This is a genomic window from Mycobacterium paraffinicum, from assembly GCF_025822865.1.
Taxonomy (GTDB): domain Bacteria; phylum Actinomycetota; class Actinomycetes; order Mycobacteriales; family Mycobacteriaceae; genus Mycobacterium; species Mycobacterium paraffinicum.
Window position 1 is genome coordinate 270971 of the sequence record NZ_JACKUR010000010.1, and the last position, 14677, is coordinate 285647.

At 68.4% G+C, this 14677-nt stretch carries 9 protein-coding genes; 4 read left to right on the forward strand and 5 right to left on the reverse strand.

The features are described 5' to 3' along the window. Positions 1-225 precede the first annotated feature (225 nt). Complete coding sequence (locus H7J89_RS01330; RefSeq protein ID WP_264035765.1) at positions 226-1797, forward strand: mannosyltransferase; 1572 nt, start codon at positions 226-228, stop codon at positions 1795-1797. 124 nt (positions 1798-1921) lie between these two features. Here the strand turns inward: H7J89_RS01330 and H7J89_RS01335 are convergent, their stop codons facing one another. From H7J89_RS01335 to H7J89_RS01345, 3 genes are all read right to left on the reverse strand, one after another. Then, a complete protein-coding gene (locus tag H7J89_RS01335; RefSeq protein ID WP_264035766.1) occupies positions 1922-3331 on the reverse strand; it encodes an MFS transporter in 1410 nt (469 codons plus the stop codon). 57 nt (positions 3332-3388) lie between these two features. Beyond that, complete coding sequence (gene uvrB / locus H7J89_RS01340) at positions 3389-5554, reverse strand: excinuclease ABC subunit UvrB (protein ID WP_264035767.1); 2166 nt, start codon at positions 5552-5554, stop codon at positions 3389-3391. 85 nt (positions 5555-5639) lie between these two features. Then, a complete protein-coding gene (locus H7J89_RS01345) occupies positions 5640-7697 on the reverse strand; it encodes a serine/threonine-protein kinase (RefSeq protein ID WP_264035768.1) in 2058 nt (685 codons plus the stop codon). Positions 7698-7978: 281 nt separating this feature from the next. Between H7J89_RS01345 and H7J89_RS01350 the strand changes: the two genes are divergently transcribed. The 3 genes from H7J89_RS01350 to H7J89_RS01360 all read left to right on the forward strand — a co-directional run bounded on the left by H7J89_RS01350 (position 7979) and on the right by H7J89_RS01360 (position 12960). After that, positions 7979-10639, forward strand: coding sequence for an FHA domain-containing protein (locus H7J89_RS01350; RefSeq protein WP_264035769.1), 2661 nt, complete (start codon positions 7979-7981; stop codon positions 10637-10639). Positions 10640-10714: 75 nt separating this feature from the next. Further along, positions 10715-11155 carry a ribonuclease FAU-1 family protein gene (locus tag H7J89_RS01355; RefSeq protein ID WP_264035770.1) on the forward strand — a complete coding sequence of 147 codons (441 nt, stop codon included), beginning with the start codon at positions 10715-10717 and terminating at the stop codon, positions 11153-11155. A gap of 116 nt (positions 11156-11271) precedes the next feature. Beyond that, positions 11272-12960 carry an HAD hydrolase family protein gene (locus H7J89_RS01360; RefSeq protein ID WP_264035771.1) on the forward strand — a complete coding sequence of 563 codons (1689 nt, stop codon included), beginning with the start codon at positions 11272-11274 and terminating at the stop codon, positions 12958-12960. On the opposite strand, the gene H7J89_RS01365 is transcribed toward H7J89_RS01360, so the two are convergent. Both H7J89_RS01365 and H7J89_RS01370 read right to left on the reverse strand, forming a co-directional pair. Then, entirely contained in the window at positions 12957-14216 is a 1260-nt protein-coding gene (locus H7J89_RS01365) for a WD40 repeat domain-containing protein (RefSeq protein WP_264035951.1), read from the reverse strand. The two genes, H7J89_RS01360 and H7J89_RS01365, sit on opposite strands and share 4 nt — an antisense overlap. Before the next feature lie 28 nt (positions 14217-14244). Beyond that, positions 14245-14646 carry a toll/interleukin-1 receptor domain-containing protein gene (locus H7J89_RS01370; protein WP_264035772.1) on the reverse strand — a complete coding sequence of 134 codons (402 nt, stop codon included), beginning with the start codon at positions 14644-14646 and terminating at the stop codon, positions 14245-14247. Between the last annotated feature and the right edge of the window lie 31 nt (positions 14647-14677).

Sequence of the window (14677 nt, forward strand, 5' to 3'; positions counted from 1 at the left end):
GAGGGAACAGATTAGCGACACCGCGTGGCGCGGCGTGTCGACAATTTGCGGGGCTATGCCGCGCCAGCGGACAATATCGCCGATGGCAAAACAATCAAATGCTCGGGCCCGAGGCGGAAAGCGTTGCATAACGCAGCTTTTCGCCGAATGAGAGCGCCCGGGGCGAATGGGCGGGAGGCGATTTGTGAGCCGGCCCCGCGATTGCGCTTTACAGTGACAAGCATCATGTCCATGCCCACCGTCGAGCAGCGCGTCGCGGACGGAGTCGAGGAGCCCGCGCCCGCGCGTTCGCCCGGGCGGTTGCTCGATCCGTGGGCGATCGCCGCGTTCGCGGCCGTGGTCAGCGGCGCGTGGGCCTGCAGGCCCTCCCTGTGGTTCGACGAGGGGGCGACGATCTCGGCCGCCGGGAGCCGGACCCTGGCGGAGTTGTGGCGGCTGCTGGGCCACATCGACGCCGTGCACGGGCTCTATTACCTGCTGATGCACGGATGGTTCGCGCTGTTCCCGCCGACGGAGTTCTGGTCGCGAGCGCCCAGTGCCCTGGCGGTGGGCGCCGCCGCCGCGGGCGTCACGGTATTCACCAGGCAGTTTTCGACACGGCCGGCCGCGGTCTGCGCGGGTGTCATATTCGCCATCCTGCCGCGCACCACCTGGGCGGGCATGGAAGCGCGGCCCTACGCCTTCGCGGCCGCCGCGGCGGCCTGGCTGACCGTATTGCTCGTCGTCGCCGCCCGGCGCAACAGATCGCGACTGTGGGTTTGCTACGCGCTGGCCTTGATGCTCTCGATTCTGCTCAATCTGAACATGGTGCTGTTGGTGCCGGTTTACGCCGTAATGGTGCCGCTGTTGGCGCCCGAGCAGGCGCGCAAATCCGCGACTATTCGGTGGGCGATCAGCTCGTCCGTCGCGGTCGCGGCCATGACGCCGTTCATCGTGTTCGCCCACGCGCAGGTATGGCAGGTCAACTGGATTTACCCGGTCAGCTGGCATTACGCGTTCGACATCATTCTGCGCCAGTATTTCGACCACAGCGTCCCGTTCGCCATCCTGTCCGCCGTCCTCATCGTGGCGGCGGTCGCGGTCCGGCTGGCCGGCGTCCGGCCCCCGGCCGGCGACACGCGTCGGCTCTTGATCATCTGCTCGGCGTGGCTGGTCATCCCCACCGCGCTCGTGGTCATCTATTCGGCCGTCAGCGAGCCGATCTACTACCCGCGCTACCTGATCTTCACCGCGCCCGCGATGGCCGTCGTCCTGGCCGTTTGCATTGTGACGATCGCCCGCAAACCCTGGCCCATCGCCGGAGTGGTGCTGGCCTGCGCGGTCGCCGCGGTGCCGAACTACCTGTTCGTCCAGCGCTGGCCGTACGCCAAAGAGGGCTGGGACTACAGCCAGGTGGCCGATCTGATCAGCTCCCATGCCGCCCCGGGCGACTGCCTGCTGGTGGACAACACCGTGCCGTGGCGGCCCGGGCCGATCCGCGCCCTGCTGGCCACCCGGCCCACGGCCTTCCGGTCGCTCATCGATGTCGAACGCGGCGCCTACGGCCCGAAGGTGGGGTCGCTGTGGGACGGCCACGTCGCCGTGTGGCTGACGACGGCCAAAATCAACAAATGTCCCACGATCTGGACAATTACCAATAAAGAACCATCACTGCCCGACCATCAATCCGGACCGTCTTTGCCGCCGGGACCCGCATTCGGGCGCGCACCGGCTTATCGGTTTCCGAGTTATCTCGGTTTCCGGATTGTCGAACGTTGGCAGTTCCATTACTCGCAGGTGGTGAAGTCCACGCGGTGATTGCCGCTTTGCCGACGGCGTGAACCGCCAATTGTTGGGTGGGTATGCAGAGCCGGCTGGCCGCGCCGCGCCCGGGCGCAACGTACAAGGCTATCCGGCACCTCGTCGAACTGTTCGGCGCGGACTAGCCGACCGGCAGCGCCTCGCGCACGCCGCGGGTGGCGCGGTAGGAAACCGCCACACCGGCGGCGCTGAGCGCGGTGAACACCGTGAACAGCCAGTGTGCCGCCATCCCGTCGCCGCCCTTTGCGGTGTTGACCACCACCCCCGCCAGACCGGCGGCGATCGCCGCGGAAATCAGCTGGACGGTGTTGATGGCCGCCGAGGCGGCGCTGCCCTCGGCGGGGTCGTCGACCGAGGCCATCGCGCGCGCCGACAAATGCGGCCAGGCCATGCCGATCCCGGTCCCGGCCACCAGCAGCGCCACCGCCCACAACGCGGCCGTCCACGGGGTCGTGTCGCCGCGCCGTGCGACCGCGGCCAGGGCCAGGCCGGACGCGGCGACGACAGGCGCCGCCACAATCACCCGCGCGATCATGCGCGGGCTCTCCCACGACGCGCTGACGATCTCGCTGACCGTCCAGCCGAGCGCCAGCGCGGCTCCCAGGAACCCGGCCGCGATGGGGGTCAGATGCGCCAACCGCTGGCCGAACAGCGGCACGTAGGTGTTCACCATCGCGGCGCCCATCAACGCGCCCATGGTCAGGTAGATCCACTTCAACGGCCCGGGACCGAACACGCTGGGTGGCAATATCGCCGCGTGCGTCCGCCAGTCGACGACCACGAACACCCCCACCAGCGCGATGCCGGCCGCGAGCAACGCGAACGTCGCCAGCGTGTTGCGGGGAATCTGGGCGACGCTGACCGCCAGCGCGGCAGCACCGATCAGCAGCAGCGACCGCACCGGCACCTTTTTCGACGGCATGGCGGTGCTGGGCTCGACACGGGCCAGCGCGACCGGCACCAACATGGCCATCAGGCCGGTCAGCACCGCCATCGCCACGAAGGCCCAGCGCCACAAGCCGAGCTGCGCGAACAAACCACCCGTCGTGGGGCCGACCACCGTCGCCACGCCCCACATCGCCGACACCAGTGCCGAACCACGCGTCCACAGGGCGCGCGGCAGGGCGGAATTGATCAGGGCGTATCCGAGGCCGGCCAGCAGCCCACCGGCCACGCCCTGCAGGGCGCGCCCAGCTATCAAAACCTGCATGTTCGGCGCCGCCGCGCAAACCAGGCTGGAGAGACCGAACACGGCGAGTCCGGTCAGGTAGGACGAGCGCGCCCCCGCGCGCAGCAGCATCGGATTGACCATCGCCGCCGCGACCACCGACCCGACCAGGTACAAGGTCGTCACCCAGGCGTAGAGCCGGCTGCCGCCGATTTCGGCGATGGTGTTGGGCAACAAGCTGGTGGTCAGGAACTCGTTGGTCGCGTACAGGGCCACGCCGCCGGCCAGCAGGATGGAAGTCCTCCGATACCTGGCTCCCAGCAGCTGATCCCAGCCGCCGGTGACGGTCGCGGTGTCGGTCACCCCTCTACCGTATGGGGTATCGCGAGAGTGATGATCCGAGATCCGCTGCCAGCAAACTCATTTCAGGCCGGCGGCGTCCATCCCCCGCAGTTCCTTCTTCAGGTCGGCGATCTCGTCGCGGAAGCGCGCGGCCAGCTCGAATTGCAAGTCGCGCGCGGCGGCCATCATCTGCGCGGTGAGGTCCTTGATGAGGTCTGCCAGTTCGGCGCGCGGCATGCTGGTCGTGTCGCGGCCCTCGAACACGCCGGCGCTGACGGCGCGGCCCGGCTCGCCCTGGGCGCGCCGGCCCCGGGAGGAGTTGCGTCCGGAGCCGCCAATCCCCACCTCGGTGGCCCCAGTATCAGCGGCCTCGCGATAGACCTGGTCGAGGATGTCGGCGATCTTTTTGCGCAGCGGCTGCGGGTCGATGCCGTGAGCCTCGTTGTAGGCGACCTGCTTGGCCCGACGGCGTTCGGTCTCGTCGATCGCCTCCTTCATCGAATCCGTGATGGAGTCCGCGTACATGTGCACTTCGCCGGAGACATTGCGGGCGGCCCGGCCGATGGTCTGGATCAGGCTGCGCGAGGACCGCAGGAAGCCCTCCTTGTCGGCGTCCAGGATCGCCACCAACGACACCTCGGGAAGGTCCAGACCCTCCCGGAGCAGGTTGATGCCGACGAGCACGTCGTAGTCGCCCAGCCGCAGCTGGCGCAGTAGTTCCACCCGGCGCAGGGTGTCGACCTCGGAGTGCAGATAGCGCACCCGGATGCCCATTTCCAGGAGGTAATCGGTGAGGTCTTCGGCCATCTTCTTGGTCAGCGTCGTGACCAGCACCCGCTCGTCGGCCGCGGTGCGCTTGCGGATCTCCCCGATCAGGTCGTCGATCTGCCCCTTGGTCGGCTTGACCACCACCTTCGGGTCCACCAGTCCGGTCGGCCGGATCACCTGCTCGACGAACTCGCCACCGGCCTGGCTGAGTTCGTACGGACCGGGGGTGGCCGACAGGTACACCGTCTGCCCGATCCGGTCGGCGAACTCCTCCCACGTCAGCGGGCGGTTATCGCACGCGGAGGGCAGCCGGAAGCCGTACTCGACCAGGTTGCGCTTGCGGGACATGTCGCCCTCGTACATGCCGCCGATCTGCGGCACCGTGACGTGCGACTCGTCGATGACGAGCAGAAAGTCGTCCGGGAAGTAGTCGAGCAGGGTCGCCGGTGGCGAGCCCGGGCCGCGACCGTCGATGTGCCGCGAGTAGTTCTCGATGCCCGAGCAGAAGCCGACCTGGCGCATCATCTCGATGTCGTAGTTGGTGCGCATCCGCAGCCGCTGCGCCTCCAGCAGCTTGCCCTGGCCCTCCAGCTCGGCCAGCCGCGCCGCCAGCTCCTCCTCGATCGTGGAGATCGCGTGGGCCATCCGCTCCGGGCCCGCGACGTAGTGGGTCGCCGGGAAGATCCGCAGCGAGTCGACCTGGCGGATAACGTCGCCGGTCAGCGGGTGCAGGTAGTACAGCGCCTCCACCTCGTCGCCGAAGAACTCGATGCGCACCGCCAGCTCCTCGTAGGACGGGATGATCTCGACGGTGTCGCCGCGCACCCGGAACGAGCCGCGCGTGAAGGACAGGTCGTTGCGGGTGTACTGCACGTCGACCAGCAGCCGCAGCAGCGCGTCGCGGGGCACCTCGGTACCCACGCTCAGTTCGACGGAGCGGTCCAGATACGACTGCGGCGTGCCGAGGCCGTAGATGCACGAGACCGAGGCCACCACGACGACGTCGCGCCGCGACAACAGTGACGACGTCGCGGAATGCCTCAGCCGCTCCACGTCGTCGTTGATCGAGCTGTCCTTCTCGATGTAGGTGTCGGTCTGCGCGATGTACGCCTCGGGCTGGTAATAGTCGTAGTACGACACGAAGTACTCAACAGCGTTGTGCGGCAACATCTCTCGCAGTTCATTGGCCAGCTGGGCGGCCAACGTCTTGTTCGGCGCCATGACCAGCGTGGGCCGCTGCAGCCGCTCGATGAGCCAGGCGGTGGTGGCCGACTTCCCCGTGCCGGTGGCGCCGAGCAGCACCACGTCGCGCTCCCCCGCCCTGATGCGGCGTTCCAGCTCGTCGATGGCGGCCGGCTGGTCGCCGGCGGGCGCGTGCGGGCTGACCACCTCGAAGTGGCCGCCGACGCGCACGACCTCGTCGACCGCGCGGTATTCCGAATGGGCGAGTACCGGATGTTCCGTGGCGAAAGCCATGCCACCAGGGTAGAACCGTCCACCGACAAGAGCAGATCGCTTATAGCGGATTTCCGTAGCGGCGGGGCACACGCCGCGCGCGCCGCTACCCCGCCGGGCGGGTCCAGGTGCGGGTGACGGGGTCGCACTGCAGCAGGTAGCCGTCGTTCGAGGTGGTCATGGCGAACACCGAAGTGCCCGGTCGGTCGCACGAGCTGCCGGAAGCGTGCACGCCCATTGTGATCGGGGCCTTGGCCCAGCTGTTGCCCTCGCACACGATCTGCTCGCTGTTGGTGGGGTCGTAGGCCAGCTTGCCGATGTCGCTGCACAGCCCGCCGAGCACGGGCGGTACCGGGGCCGATGCGGCCGTCGAGGTGCTGACCGCCTGGGCGGGGTCGCTCAGGTTCACGCCGGCCGGCACGTCGCCGACCCGGGTCGCCACCACGGGCACCCGCACCACCGCGCCCTGCGCACCGCACTCGTTGCTGAGCACGGTCTCGGTCACGGTGCCGCGCAGGGTGCCGTCGGCCTGGGGTGCCAGCGACCAGGCGAGCGTCTCCTGCTGGGTGGCCTTGGCCTGGCCGTTCGGTTGGGTGCAGCCCAGCCGGTCCTGTTGGGGGGCGCCCTGCCAATAGCCGCCGACAAAGTGCAGCGTGTCCGTCTTGCCCCCGTCGGCCGTTTGGTGGGTGGCGTTGTCCAGCCGGGTCCCGGTGGCCGCGCATCCGTTGGTGGTGCACGCCGAGCGGAAAGCCCACCAGCCGGTGGCGGGGCCGTCGTGACGGATCGCGACGCCGTTGGTGGTGCGCTTGCTCTGGTCGTAGTCCAGCTTGTAGCTCCCGTTGAGCACCGGTCCGCCGGACCTGGCCGGCGCGGCACTCGGCGCGGGGACGGACGGCTTGGACGCGAGGGCCGGGTTGCCCGGCGGGGTGTCCGGCTCGAACGAATACAACACCGACCAGGTGGCCGCCACGGCGATCAGCATCGCGCACACCAACCCGACCGCCCACCGCGTCCGCGACGAGAGCCGGTGGTTCATCGCCGCAGCGACGACGCGCGGGCCGCGCTGAGGAGCCGTCAACGCCGCGGTTCGGGGCCGGGCCCCGGTGCCGGCTTGGGCGACACCGTCTGATCCCTCGCTGACGGCGGCGGCAAACGCGCGGCACCGCTGGAACCTGTCCCCGGGTTGCTTGGCCAGGGCCTGGTGGAACACCTCATCGAGATGCGCCAGCTCCGGGCGGTAATCGCTGAGCCGGGGCGGATTCTCGTGCAGGTGCTGGCTGATCACCGCGATCGGATTCGAGTGCTGAAACGGCGGGGTTCCGGTGAGCAGATGGAAAGCCGTTGCGGCCAAGGCATATTGGTCTGCGCGCCCGTCGATGTTGGCTCCCGTCAACTGCTCCGGCGCGGCGTAGGCCACCGTCCCCACGGCGACGTTGGTCTCGGTAATTCCGCTGATGTCGCCCAGGTGACGTGCGACACCGAAGTCCGCCAACAGGATTCGGCGTTCACCGTCTTCCGGATGGGTGAGCAGGATGTTGGCCGGTTTGACGTCGCGGTGCAGCAGCCCGCGGTCATGGGCGTAGTCGAGAGCGCCCGCGACGGCCTGGACAATGGCGCACACCTCCTGGATCGGCATCCCGTCCTGGTAGCGCTCTTTCACCAGCCGGGAGGCGTCGGTGCCCTCGACGTAGTCCATGGAAATCCAAAGGTGGCCGTTGAATTCGCCGCGGTCATGCACGCCGACGATGTGGGGATGCCACAGCGTCGCGGCGAGATCGGCCTCGCGGTTGAACCTTTCGCGGAATTCGGGATCGGCCGTGACCGCCTCCGCCAGCACCTTGATCACGTCGCGGCGCGGCAACCGGGGGTGCAGGGCCAGATAAACCTCGGCCATGCCCCCGGCGCCCAGCTGCCGCAGAATCGTGTAGCCCGCGAACGGCGCCCCGCCGGTTATCGACGGGCGGGACCCGTCGTCCCGCCGCGCGGCCTCGGGGTCGATGCTAGGGCTCGAGCTGACCGGGGGAACGCGGCGGAACAGATGGGCGATCGTCACCGCGGGCAGCGAGTGAAAGCCCGCGCGCACCGCGGCACCGGCCTGACGTGGGTTGCTCAGCAGCCGGCGCCCGGCGCCGATGCGCCGGGTAGTCCCCTTGTGTTCATCCATCTATCCCCTCGTCCCTCTCCGCTGCTCCGGCCTCCGACGCGGCGCGCCTCCTGGGCACCTGCATCACGATTGGGGCCGTGCGTCGCCTCGGCGCTGCGGGCCGGCACCACGGTGTGCCCGGCGCGCCCCGAAACTCCCCCTACGTTCAGATCATGCCGGATCCCGGTGGGGGGTTCGCCTCAGCAAGCTATGAAACGGTTATGAGTGGCCGAACCGAAACATAGGGAAATCACAGGCGATCCCAATAGAGACCACTCACCCGACGCACCGATACTTGTGGAGTGACTCGACCCGCCCCGCCCATCCTGACGATTCGGCACGACGGGTCCCAACGATCCTTCGCGGCCGGCCACGAGGTCGTCATCGGCCGCGACGACCAGGCCGACGTGCGCATCGCCGATCCACGGATCTCGCGGGCCCACCTGATCCTACGTTTCGACCAAGGCCGCTGGCTGGCAATAGACAACGGGTCGCTGAACGGCACCTATCTCAACGGCTACCGGATGCCGGTCATCGACATCCACGACGGGCAGAGCATTCACGTCGGCAATCCGCGCGGACCGCGGCTGACCTTCGCCATCGGGCCGCAGCGGGGCTACACCGACCGGCCGGGCAGGTCGCGGCCGAGCCCGGAGGCCGGGCCGCCGACGCTGGCGTGGTCGGCGCTTCCCGAGCAAACGAATCCGGTCAGGAATCCGGGCCGGGGCGGCGCGAACGCGGCGCCCGCGCGGCCGGTGCCGCCCAGGCCGTCAGGGGGGCCGCCGAATTCGCCGCCGCGCCAGCCGGTTTCGCCATCCCGTCAGGTGCCGCGCAGGCCCGTGCCCGCGCCCGGCGTCCGCGGCACACCGCTCGACGAGCGGACCGTCGTGCACGCCGCGGCACCCCAGCCGGTCGCGACGCCGCCCACCGAACTCACCGTGGTCGACGCCAAGACGGCCGACGTGTCGAACCTCGCGACGCGGTTTGTGAAGCTGCTCTCACCGCGCTCGTCGGCCGCCGCGGGCACCCCGGGCGCCATGACGATCGGCCGGGCCGCGGAGAGCGACATCGTGGTTTCCGACGTGCTGGCCTCACGCCAGCATGCGACGTTGGTGCAGACGCCGCTCGGCACCGAAATCCGGGACAACAGCATCAACGGAACCTTCGTCAACGGCACCCGGGTAGGGTCGGCGATCCTGTCCGATGACGACGTCGTCACCATCGGCAACGTCGACCTCGTTTTCCGTGACGGCACCCTGACCCCACGCAGCGAGGCCGCGACGCGCACCGGCGGTCTCGAGGTGCGCAACGTCAAGTACGTCGTCGACAACGGCAAACAACTGCTGGACGACATCTCGCTGATCGCGCGACCCGGCACGCTGACCGCCGTCATCGGCGGGTCAGGCGCCGGCAAGAGCACCCTGGCCAGGCTCATCGCCGGCTACACCACCCCCAGCTCCGGCTCGGTTACGTTCGAGGGCCACGACATTCACACCGAGTACGCGTCGCTGCGCAGCCGCATCGGCATGGTCCCGCAGGACGACGTGGTGCACCGGCAGCTGACGATCAACCAGGCGCTCGGCTACGCCGCCGAACTGCGCCTGCCACCCGACACCAGCAAATCCGACCGCGCGAAGATCGTCGCTCAGGTCCTCGAAGAGCTCGACCTGACCAAACACGCCGACACCCGGGTGGACAAGCTGTCCGGCGGTCAGCGCAAGCGCGCCTCGGTGGCGCTCGAGTTGCTCACCGGCCCATCGCTGTTGATCCTCGACGAGCCGACTTCCGGCCTCGACCCGGCGCTCGATCACCAGGTCATGATGATGCTGCGGCAGCTGGCCGACGCCGGTCGGGTGGTGATCGTGGTGACGCACATGCTGTCCTACCTGGAGACCTGCGACCAGCTGCTGTTGGTGGCCCCGGGCGGCAAGACCGCCTATTGCGGCCCGCCGGACCAGATCGGCGAGGCCATGGGAACCACCAACTGGGCGAAGATCTTCACGAAGGTGGGCGCCGACCCCGAAGAGGCCAACCGGCGCTTCGTGGAGCAACGTGACGCCGAGAGGCGGCCGCAGAAACTGTTGCCGGACAAGGCCGATGAGCCTGGGGCCCTGGGCGAACCGGTGCATACCAGTGTGCGGCGCCAGATTTCGACGGTCGCCCGCCGGCAGATCCGCTTGGTGGTCGCCGACCGGGCATACTTCATCTTCCTGGCGCTGTTGCCGTTCATCCTGGGCTCGCTGTCCCTGACCGTTCCCGGCAGCAACGGTTTCCATCTGCCCAGCGTGAACGCCGGGACACCCGACGAAGCGGCGCAGATCCTCGCCCTGCTGATGCCGGCCGCGGCGTTCATGGGCACCGCACTGACCATCCGCGACCTGGTCGGCGAACGCCCGATCTTCCAGCGCGAGCAAGCGGTGGGGCTGTCGACCACGGCCTATCTGCTCGCGAAGACCACCGTGTACTGCGGGTTCGCGGTCCTGCAGTCGGCGATCATCACCGCGATCGTGGTGATCGGCAAGAGCGCTCCGACGCGCGGCGGCGTCCTGCTCGGCCATTCGACCATCGGCGCGACGGTCGAACTGTTCGCCACCGTGGCGGCGACCTGTGTGGCCTCGGCGATTCTCGGCCTGGCGATTTCGTCGCTGGTCCGCTCGAGCGAGCAGATCATGCCGCTGTTCGTGGTGACGGTGATGGCTCAGCTGGTGCTGTGCGGCGGCATGGTCCCCGTGACCGGCCGGCTCGGGCTGGACCAGCTGTCCTTCGGGATGCCCGCGCGGTGGGGCTACGCCGCGGCGGCGTCGACGGTCGACCTGCGGCACCTGGTGCCCGGTTCGCTGCTGTCCCAGGACCGGTTCTGGCAGCACACGTCGAAGGTCTGGCTGCTCGACATGGGCATGCTCGCGGCGTTGTCGCTGTTCTATGCCGGTTTCGTGCGGTGGAGAATCCGGCTGCGGCGATAGAGTTGCATCATCCATCCGCCGAAGCACGAGACGTTCGACCTCATCGCCCGCACCAACACCGATCCCAAGGGCATCGTGCGGGCCGTCGACGAGTACGTCGTGCGGCCCTGGGGCCTCTACGTGGCCCGGCCCACTCCCGGCCGCGCCCAGTTCCGCTACCTGGAGTCGTGGCTGCTGCCGTCGCTCGGCTTGCGCGCCACGGTCTTTTACTTCAACCCGGGCCATGAGCGCGACCACGACTACTACCTCGATGTCGGTGAGTACACGCCCGGCCCCGACGTCTGGCGTTCCGAAGATCACTACCTCGACATCGAGGTCCGCACCGGCGACGGCGCCGACCTGACCGACGTCGACGAGTTGCTGGATGCCGTCCGGCACGGCTTGCTGACCCCGCACGACGCCGAGCGGGCGGTGCGGCGCGCCGTGGACGCCGTGGCGGGTTTGGCCCGCAACGGTTATGACCTGTCCCGCTGGCTGGCCGGCCACGGGATGGAACTCACCTGGCGTGAGAGGTAAGCGGCGGCCACGCTGAACCAAGGCCTAACGGCCCTAGCGTGGGGGCGCCGACGGCCCTAATTTCGGCAGTGCCAGCCGACAAACGCCGACGTCCGGCGAACGGATCTGAGGAAGCCGTGGCGTTTTTCCAAGTGATAGCAGTCGATCTCGACGGCACATTGACATTGGACGGCCAGCTGTCACCCCAAACGCTGGACGCCATCTACGGTGCTCGGCGCAAAGGATTGACCGCCGTCCTGGTCACCGGCCGCATCGGAACTGAACTGCAGGCGGAATTCCCTCACATCGCGGACCACTTCGACGCGCTGGTGCTGGAAAACGGTGCCGTGATGGTGGTCAACGGGCGCACGTCGAGGTTGGCCGAGCCGGTGGACAGCAGCCTTGACGACGCGCTCGGTGAACGATGGGTGCCGTCCCGCCGGGGCGAGGTCATGGTCGCCACCGACGGTGAGCACGCCTCGACCGTCCTGGACGTGATCGGCGAACTGGAACTGGACTGCCAGGTCATCCGGAACCGGTCCGCACTCATGGTGCTGCCGGCGGGTGTCACCAAAGGCACCGGGCTACGCGCGGTGCTGGCCAAACTGAACATGTCACCGCACAACACCGTCGCTATCGGCGATGCGGAGAACGACTTGTCGCTGTTCGGCGTCGCGGAGATCGGCGCCGCGGTGGCTAATGCCATTTCGTCCGTGCGCCGCCGGGCCGATCTCGTGCTTGCCGAACCGGACGGCGCCGGCGTCGTCGAGCTGCTGACCGGGCCGTACCTCAGTGGGGCGCAACGCTGGTGCCCGCCGCGACGATGGATCGACATCGGCACCTTCGACGACCACACCCCCACCCGGGTGCCGGGCAGCCAGGGCCGCATCCTCGTGACCGGCCCTGCCGGCTCGGGAAAGAGCTACCTCGTCGGCCTGCTGGCTGAGCGATGGATTTCGGCCGGCTACTGCGTCCTGGTCATCGATCCCGAAGGCGACCACTCGCAACTACGGGAACTCAACGGGGTCGAGGTGATCGATGGCCGCAGCCACCTTCCCGAACCCACCGAATTGGTCAACAGGCTCAACCCGCATTCCAGTGTGGTGGTGGACATGTCCGGGATCACCGAGCCCGCCAAGGCCGAGTACTTGCACCTGCTGCGATCGACCGCGGAGGCGCACCGTGAAGAACACGGATTCCCGCATTGGGTGATCTACGACGAGGCGCAACTCCTCGGCACCACCGAGGAAGCACGCTGGGCACGACGCGGCGGCTATGTGTTGTCGTCGTTCACGCCCGCCGCACTGCCCGCCCAGGAGATCGACAACAGCGACGTGGTGCTGACCCTCACCGCCAGTGGCGACACCGCAGCCCTGACCGCGGTGCGACGGGCCACGGTCAGCTTCGGCGGCGGGCCGTCCCGGGCATTCACCATCGCTGACCGCCAGACCGGCCACGTGCGGCACCGCCACAAATATGCCGATGTCCGGCTTCCGGATGAACGCCGGTTCTACTTCCACACCATCAATGACCGATTCGTCCGGCCGGCTGCGACGATGCACGAATTCCGTTCCGCGATAAGCCATATCGATTACGAGGCGCTGCAGTATCATCTCGAACGCGGGGATTTCTCCCGCTGGCTCGCCTCGACCATTACCGACAGGGACTTGGCAAAGCAGGTCGCAGCCTGGGAGGACGAGGTGCTGGCCCGCCGCGCCGCCGACGTGGAACACATCCGACACGAACTGATCCGCGCGGTGGAAGAACGGTATCTGCTGCACGACGCCACCGAGGGTCACCAGCCACCCGCTCCGGGGAGCGGCTAGTCCGGCGCGACCGGGAGGCCGGGGCAGACCGCGATGTAGGGGACATCCGGTGAGACCCAGTCGTTCCACTGCCGGTGGCTCATGTTCGCGGCGAGCTTGTCGCATAGCAGGGCGGCCCAGTCCGCTTCGGGCGGCGCGGGCCACAGCCGCAGCGTCCTGTCGTGGCTGCCGGAGACGATGCGCTGCCCGTCGGGGCTGAACGCCACGCCGAATACCGCGTCGGTGTGGCCGGTCAGCGGGGCGCCGATCGGCTGGCCGGTGGCCGCATCCCACAACCGCACCGTCGTGTCGTCGCCGCCGGAGACGATTCGCCGCCCATCCGGGCTGAACGCCACACTTTCTACTGCGCCGGCGTGCCCGGCCAGCGGGGCGCCGATCGGCTGGCCGGTGGCCGCATCCCACAACCGCACCGTCGTGTCGTCGCCGCCGGAGACGATTCGCCGCCCATCCGGGCTGAACGCCACGCTTCGCACCCAGTCGGTGTGCCCGGTGAGCGGCGCGCCGATCGGCTGGCCGGTGCCGGCATCCCACAACCGCAGCGTGTTGTCCCAGCTGCCGGAGACGATGCGCCGCCCGTCCGGGCTGAACACCACACTGAGCACCCCGCCGGTGTGCCCGGTCAGCGGTGTGCCGATCGGCGCGCCGGTGCCGGCATCCCACAATCGCAGTGTCTTGTCGCGGCTGCCGGAGACGATGCGCCGCCCATCCGGGCTGAACGCCACACTGATCACGAAGCCGGCCGTCTGGATGATCTTGGCGGTGCTGCGCTGCGCGACCACTCCGGTGAACAGCGCGCCGGTGTCGGCATTCGGCGAGACGCGCGGCGCGGCCAGGATCTGCTGCAGCGCCCGCACATCACCGCCACCCTCGACACCGGCAAGCATGGACTGTCCTTGCGAGGTCAATTTGAGTGCTATCGCTTGGTTGCGCTGAGCTATCGCCTGGTTGCGCTGGAGTAGGGCTTCTTGTCGTTGGTGATTCGCTTCTCGTTGTTTCACGACCGCGATTGACGCCGCTACCACCGCGAGGATGGTAAGGAAAACCAGTCCCGCGATCGCGGCTCGGCGAAAGCGCCGGAAGCGCCGCTGTTCGCGCAGATCGTCGCTGGCCAGCTCGTACTTGGACTTCCCGTGGATCGGGGCGGCGAGATCGGTGACCTTGTCCCGGAAGGCGTGCCCGTGCGGATCCCATGGCGCGTCGCCGCTGATGTCGACATAAAGCGGTTCCGCGGGCAGCACCCCAGGCTGGGTCAGCACTGGCAACGCAACATCCGACCGGCCGGGATCAAACCGGCGGTTGTCGCCGTCCCAGCACAGCTGGCCCTTCCACCACCACCACCAACAGCTGGTCGGGACCGCGCCGCTCCAGCCAGTAGGCGACCTCCTGGTTGACCCAATGAGAGCCCGCCGCCGACGACGAAAGCACCACGATCAGATAGCGCGATTGGTCCATCGCGTTGCTGACCTTGCCCCACAAGTTCGGATTGGCGGCCAGGTCGGTGCTATCCCGAAACACCCGTAGCGCGTTCAGCTGGCCCACGCGACGACCGATGTGGTGCAAGCCCTTCTGGATCCCGGCCACGGCCTCCCCGTCACGATGGCTGTAGGACAGGAAGGCGTCATAGGTGAACGACGCTTCGTGACGCCGAGTTGGCGGCTCTGCACGTAGTGCGCTGCCGATGGGCATTTCGGACCCCCAATATCGACGGGCTGCTGCT

Excerpts from the sequence above, each read along its gene's own strand:
- H7J89_RS01345 (WP_264035768.1), bottom strand. The coding sequence starts at position 7,697 with ATGGATGAACACAAGGGGACTACCCGGCGCATCGGCGCCGGGCGCCGG.
- H7J89_RS01370 (WP_264035772.1), bottom strand. The coding sequence starts at position 14,646 with ATGCCCATCGGCAGCGCACTACGTGCAGAGCCGCCAACTCGGCGTCAC.
- H7J89_RS01330 (WP_264035765.1), top strand. The coding sequence starts at position 226 with ATGTCCATGCCCACCGTCGAGCAGCGCGTCGCGGACGGAGTCGAGGAG.
- uvrB (WP_264035767.1), bottom strand. The coding sequence starts at position 5,554 with ATGGCTTTCGCCACGGAACATCCGGTACTCGCCCATTCGGAATACCGC.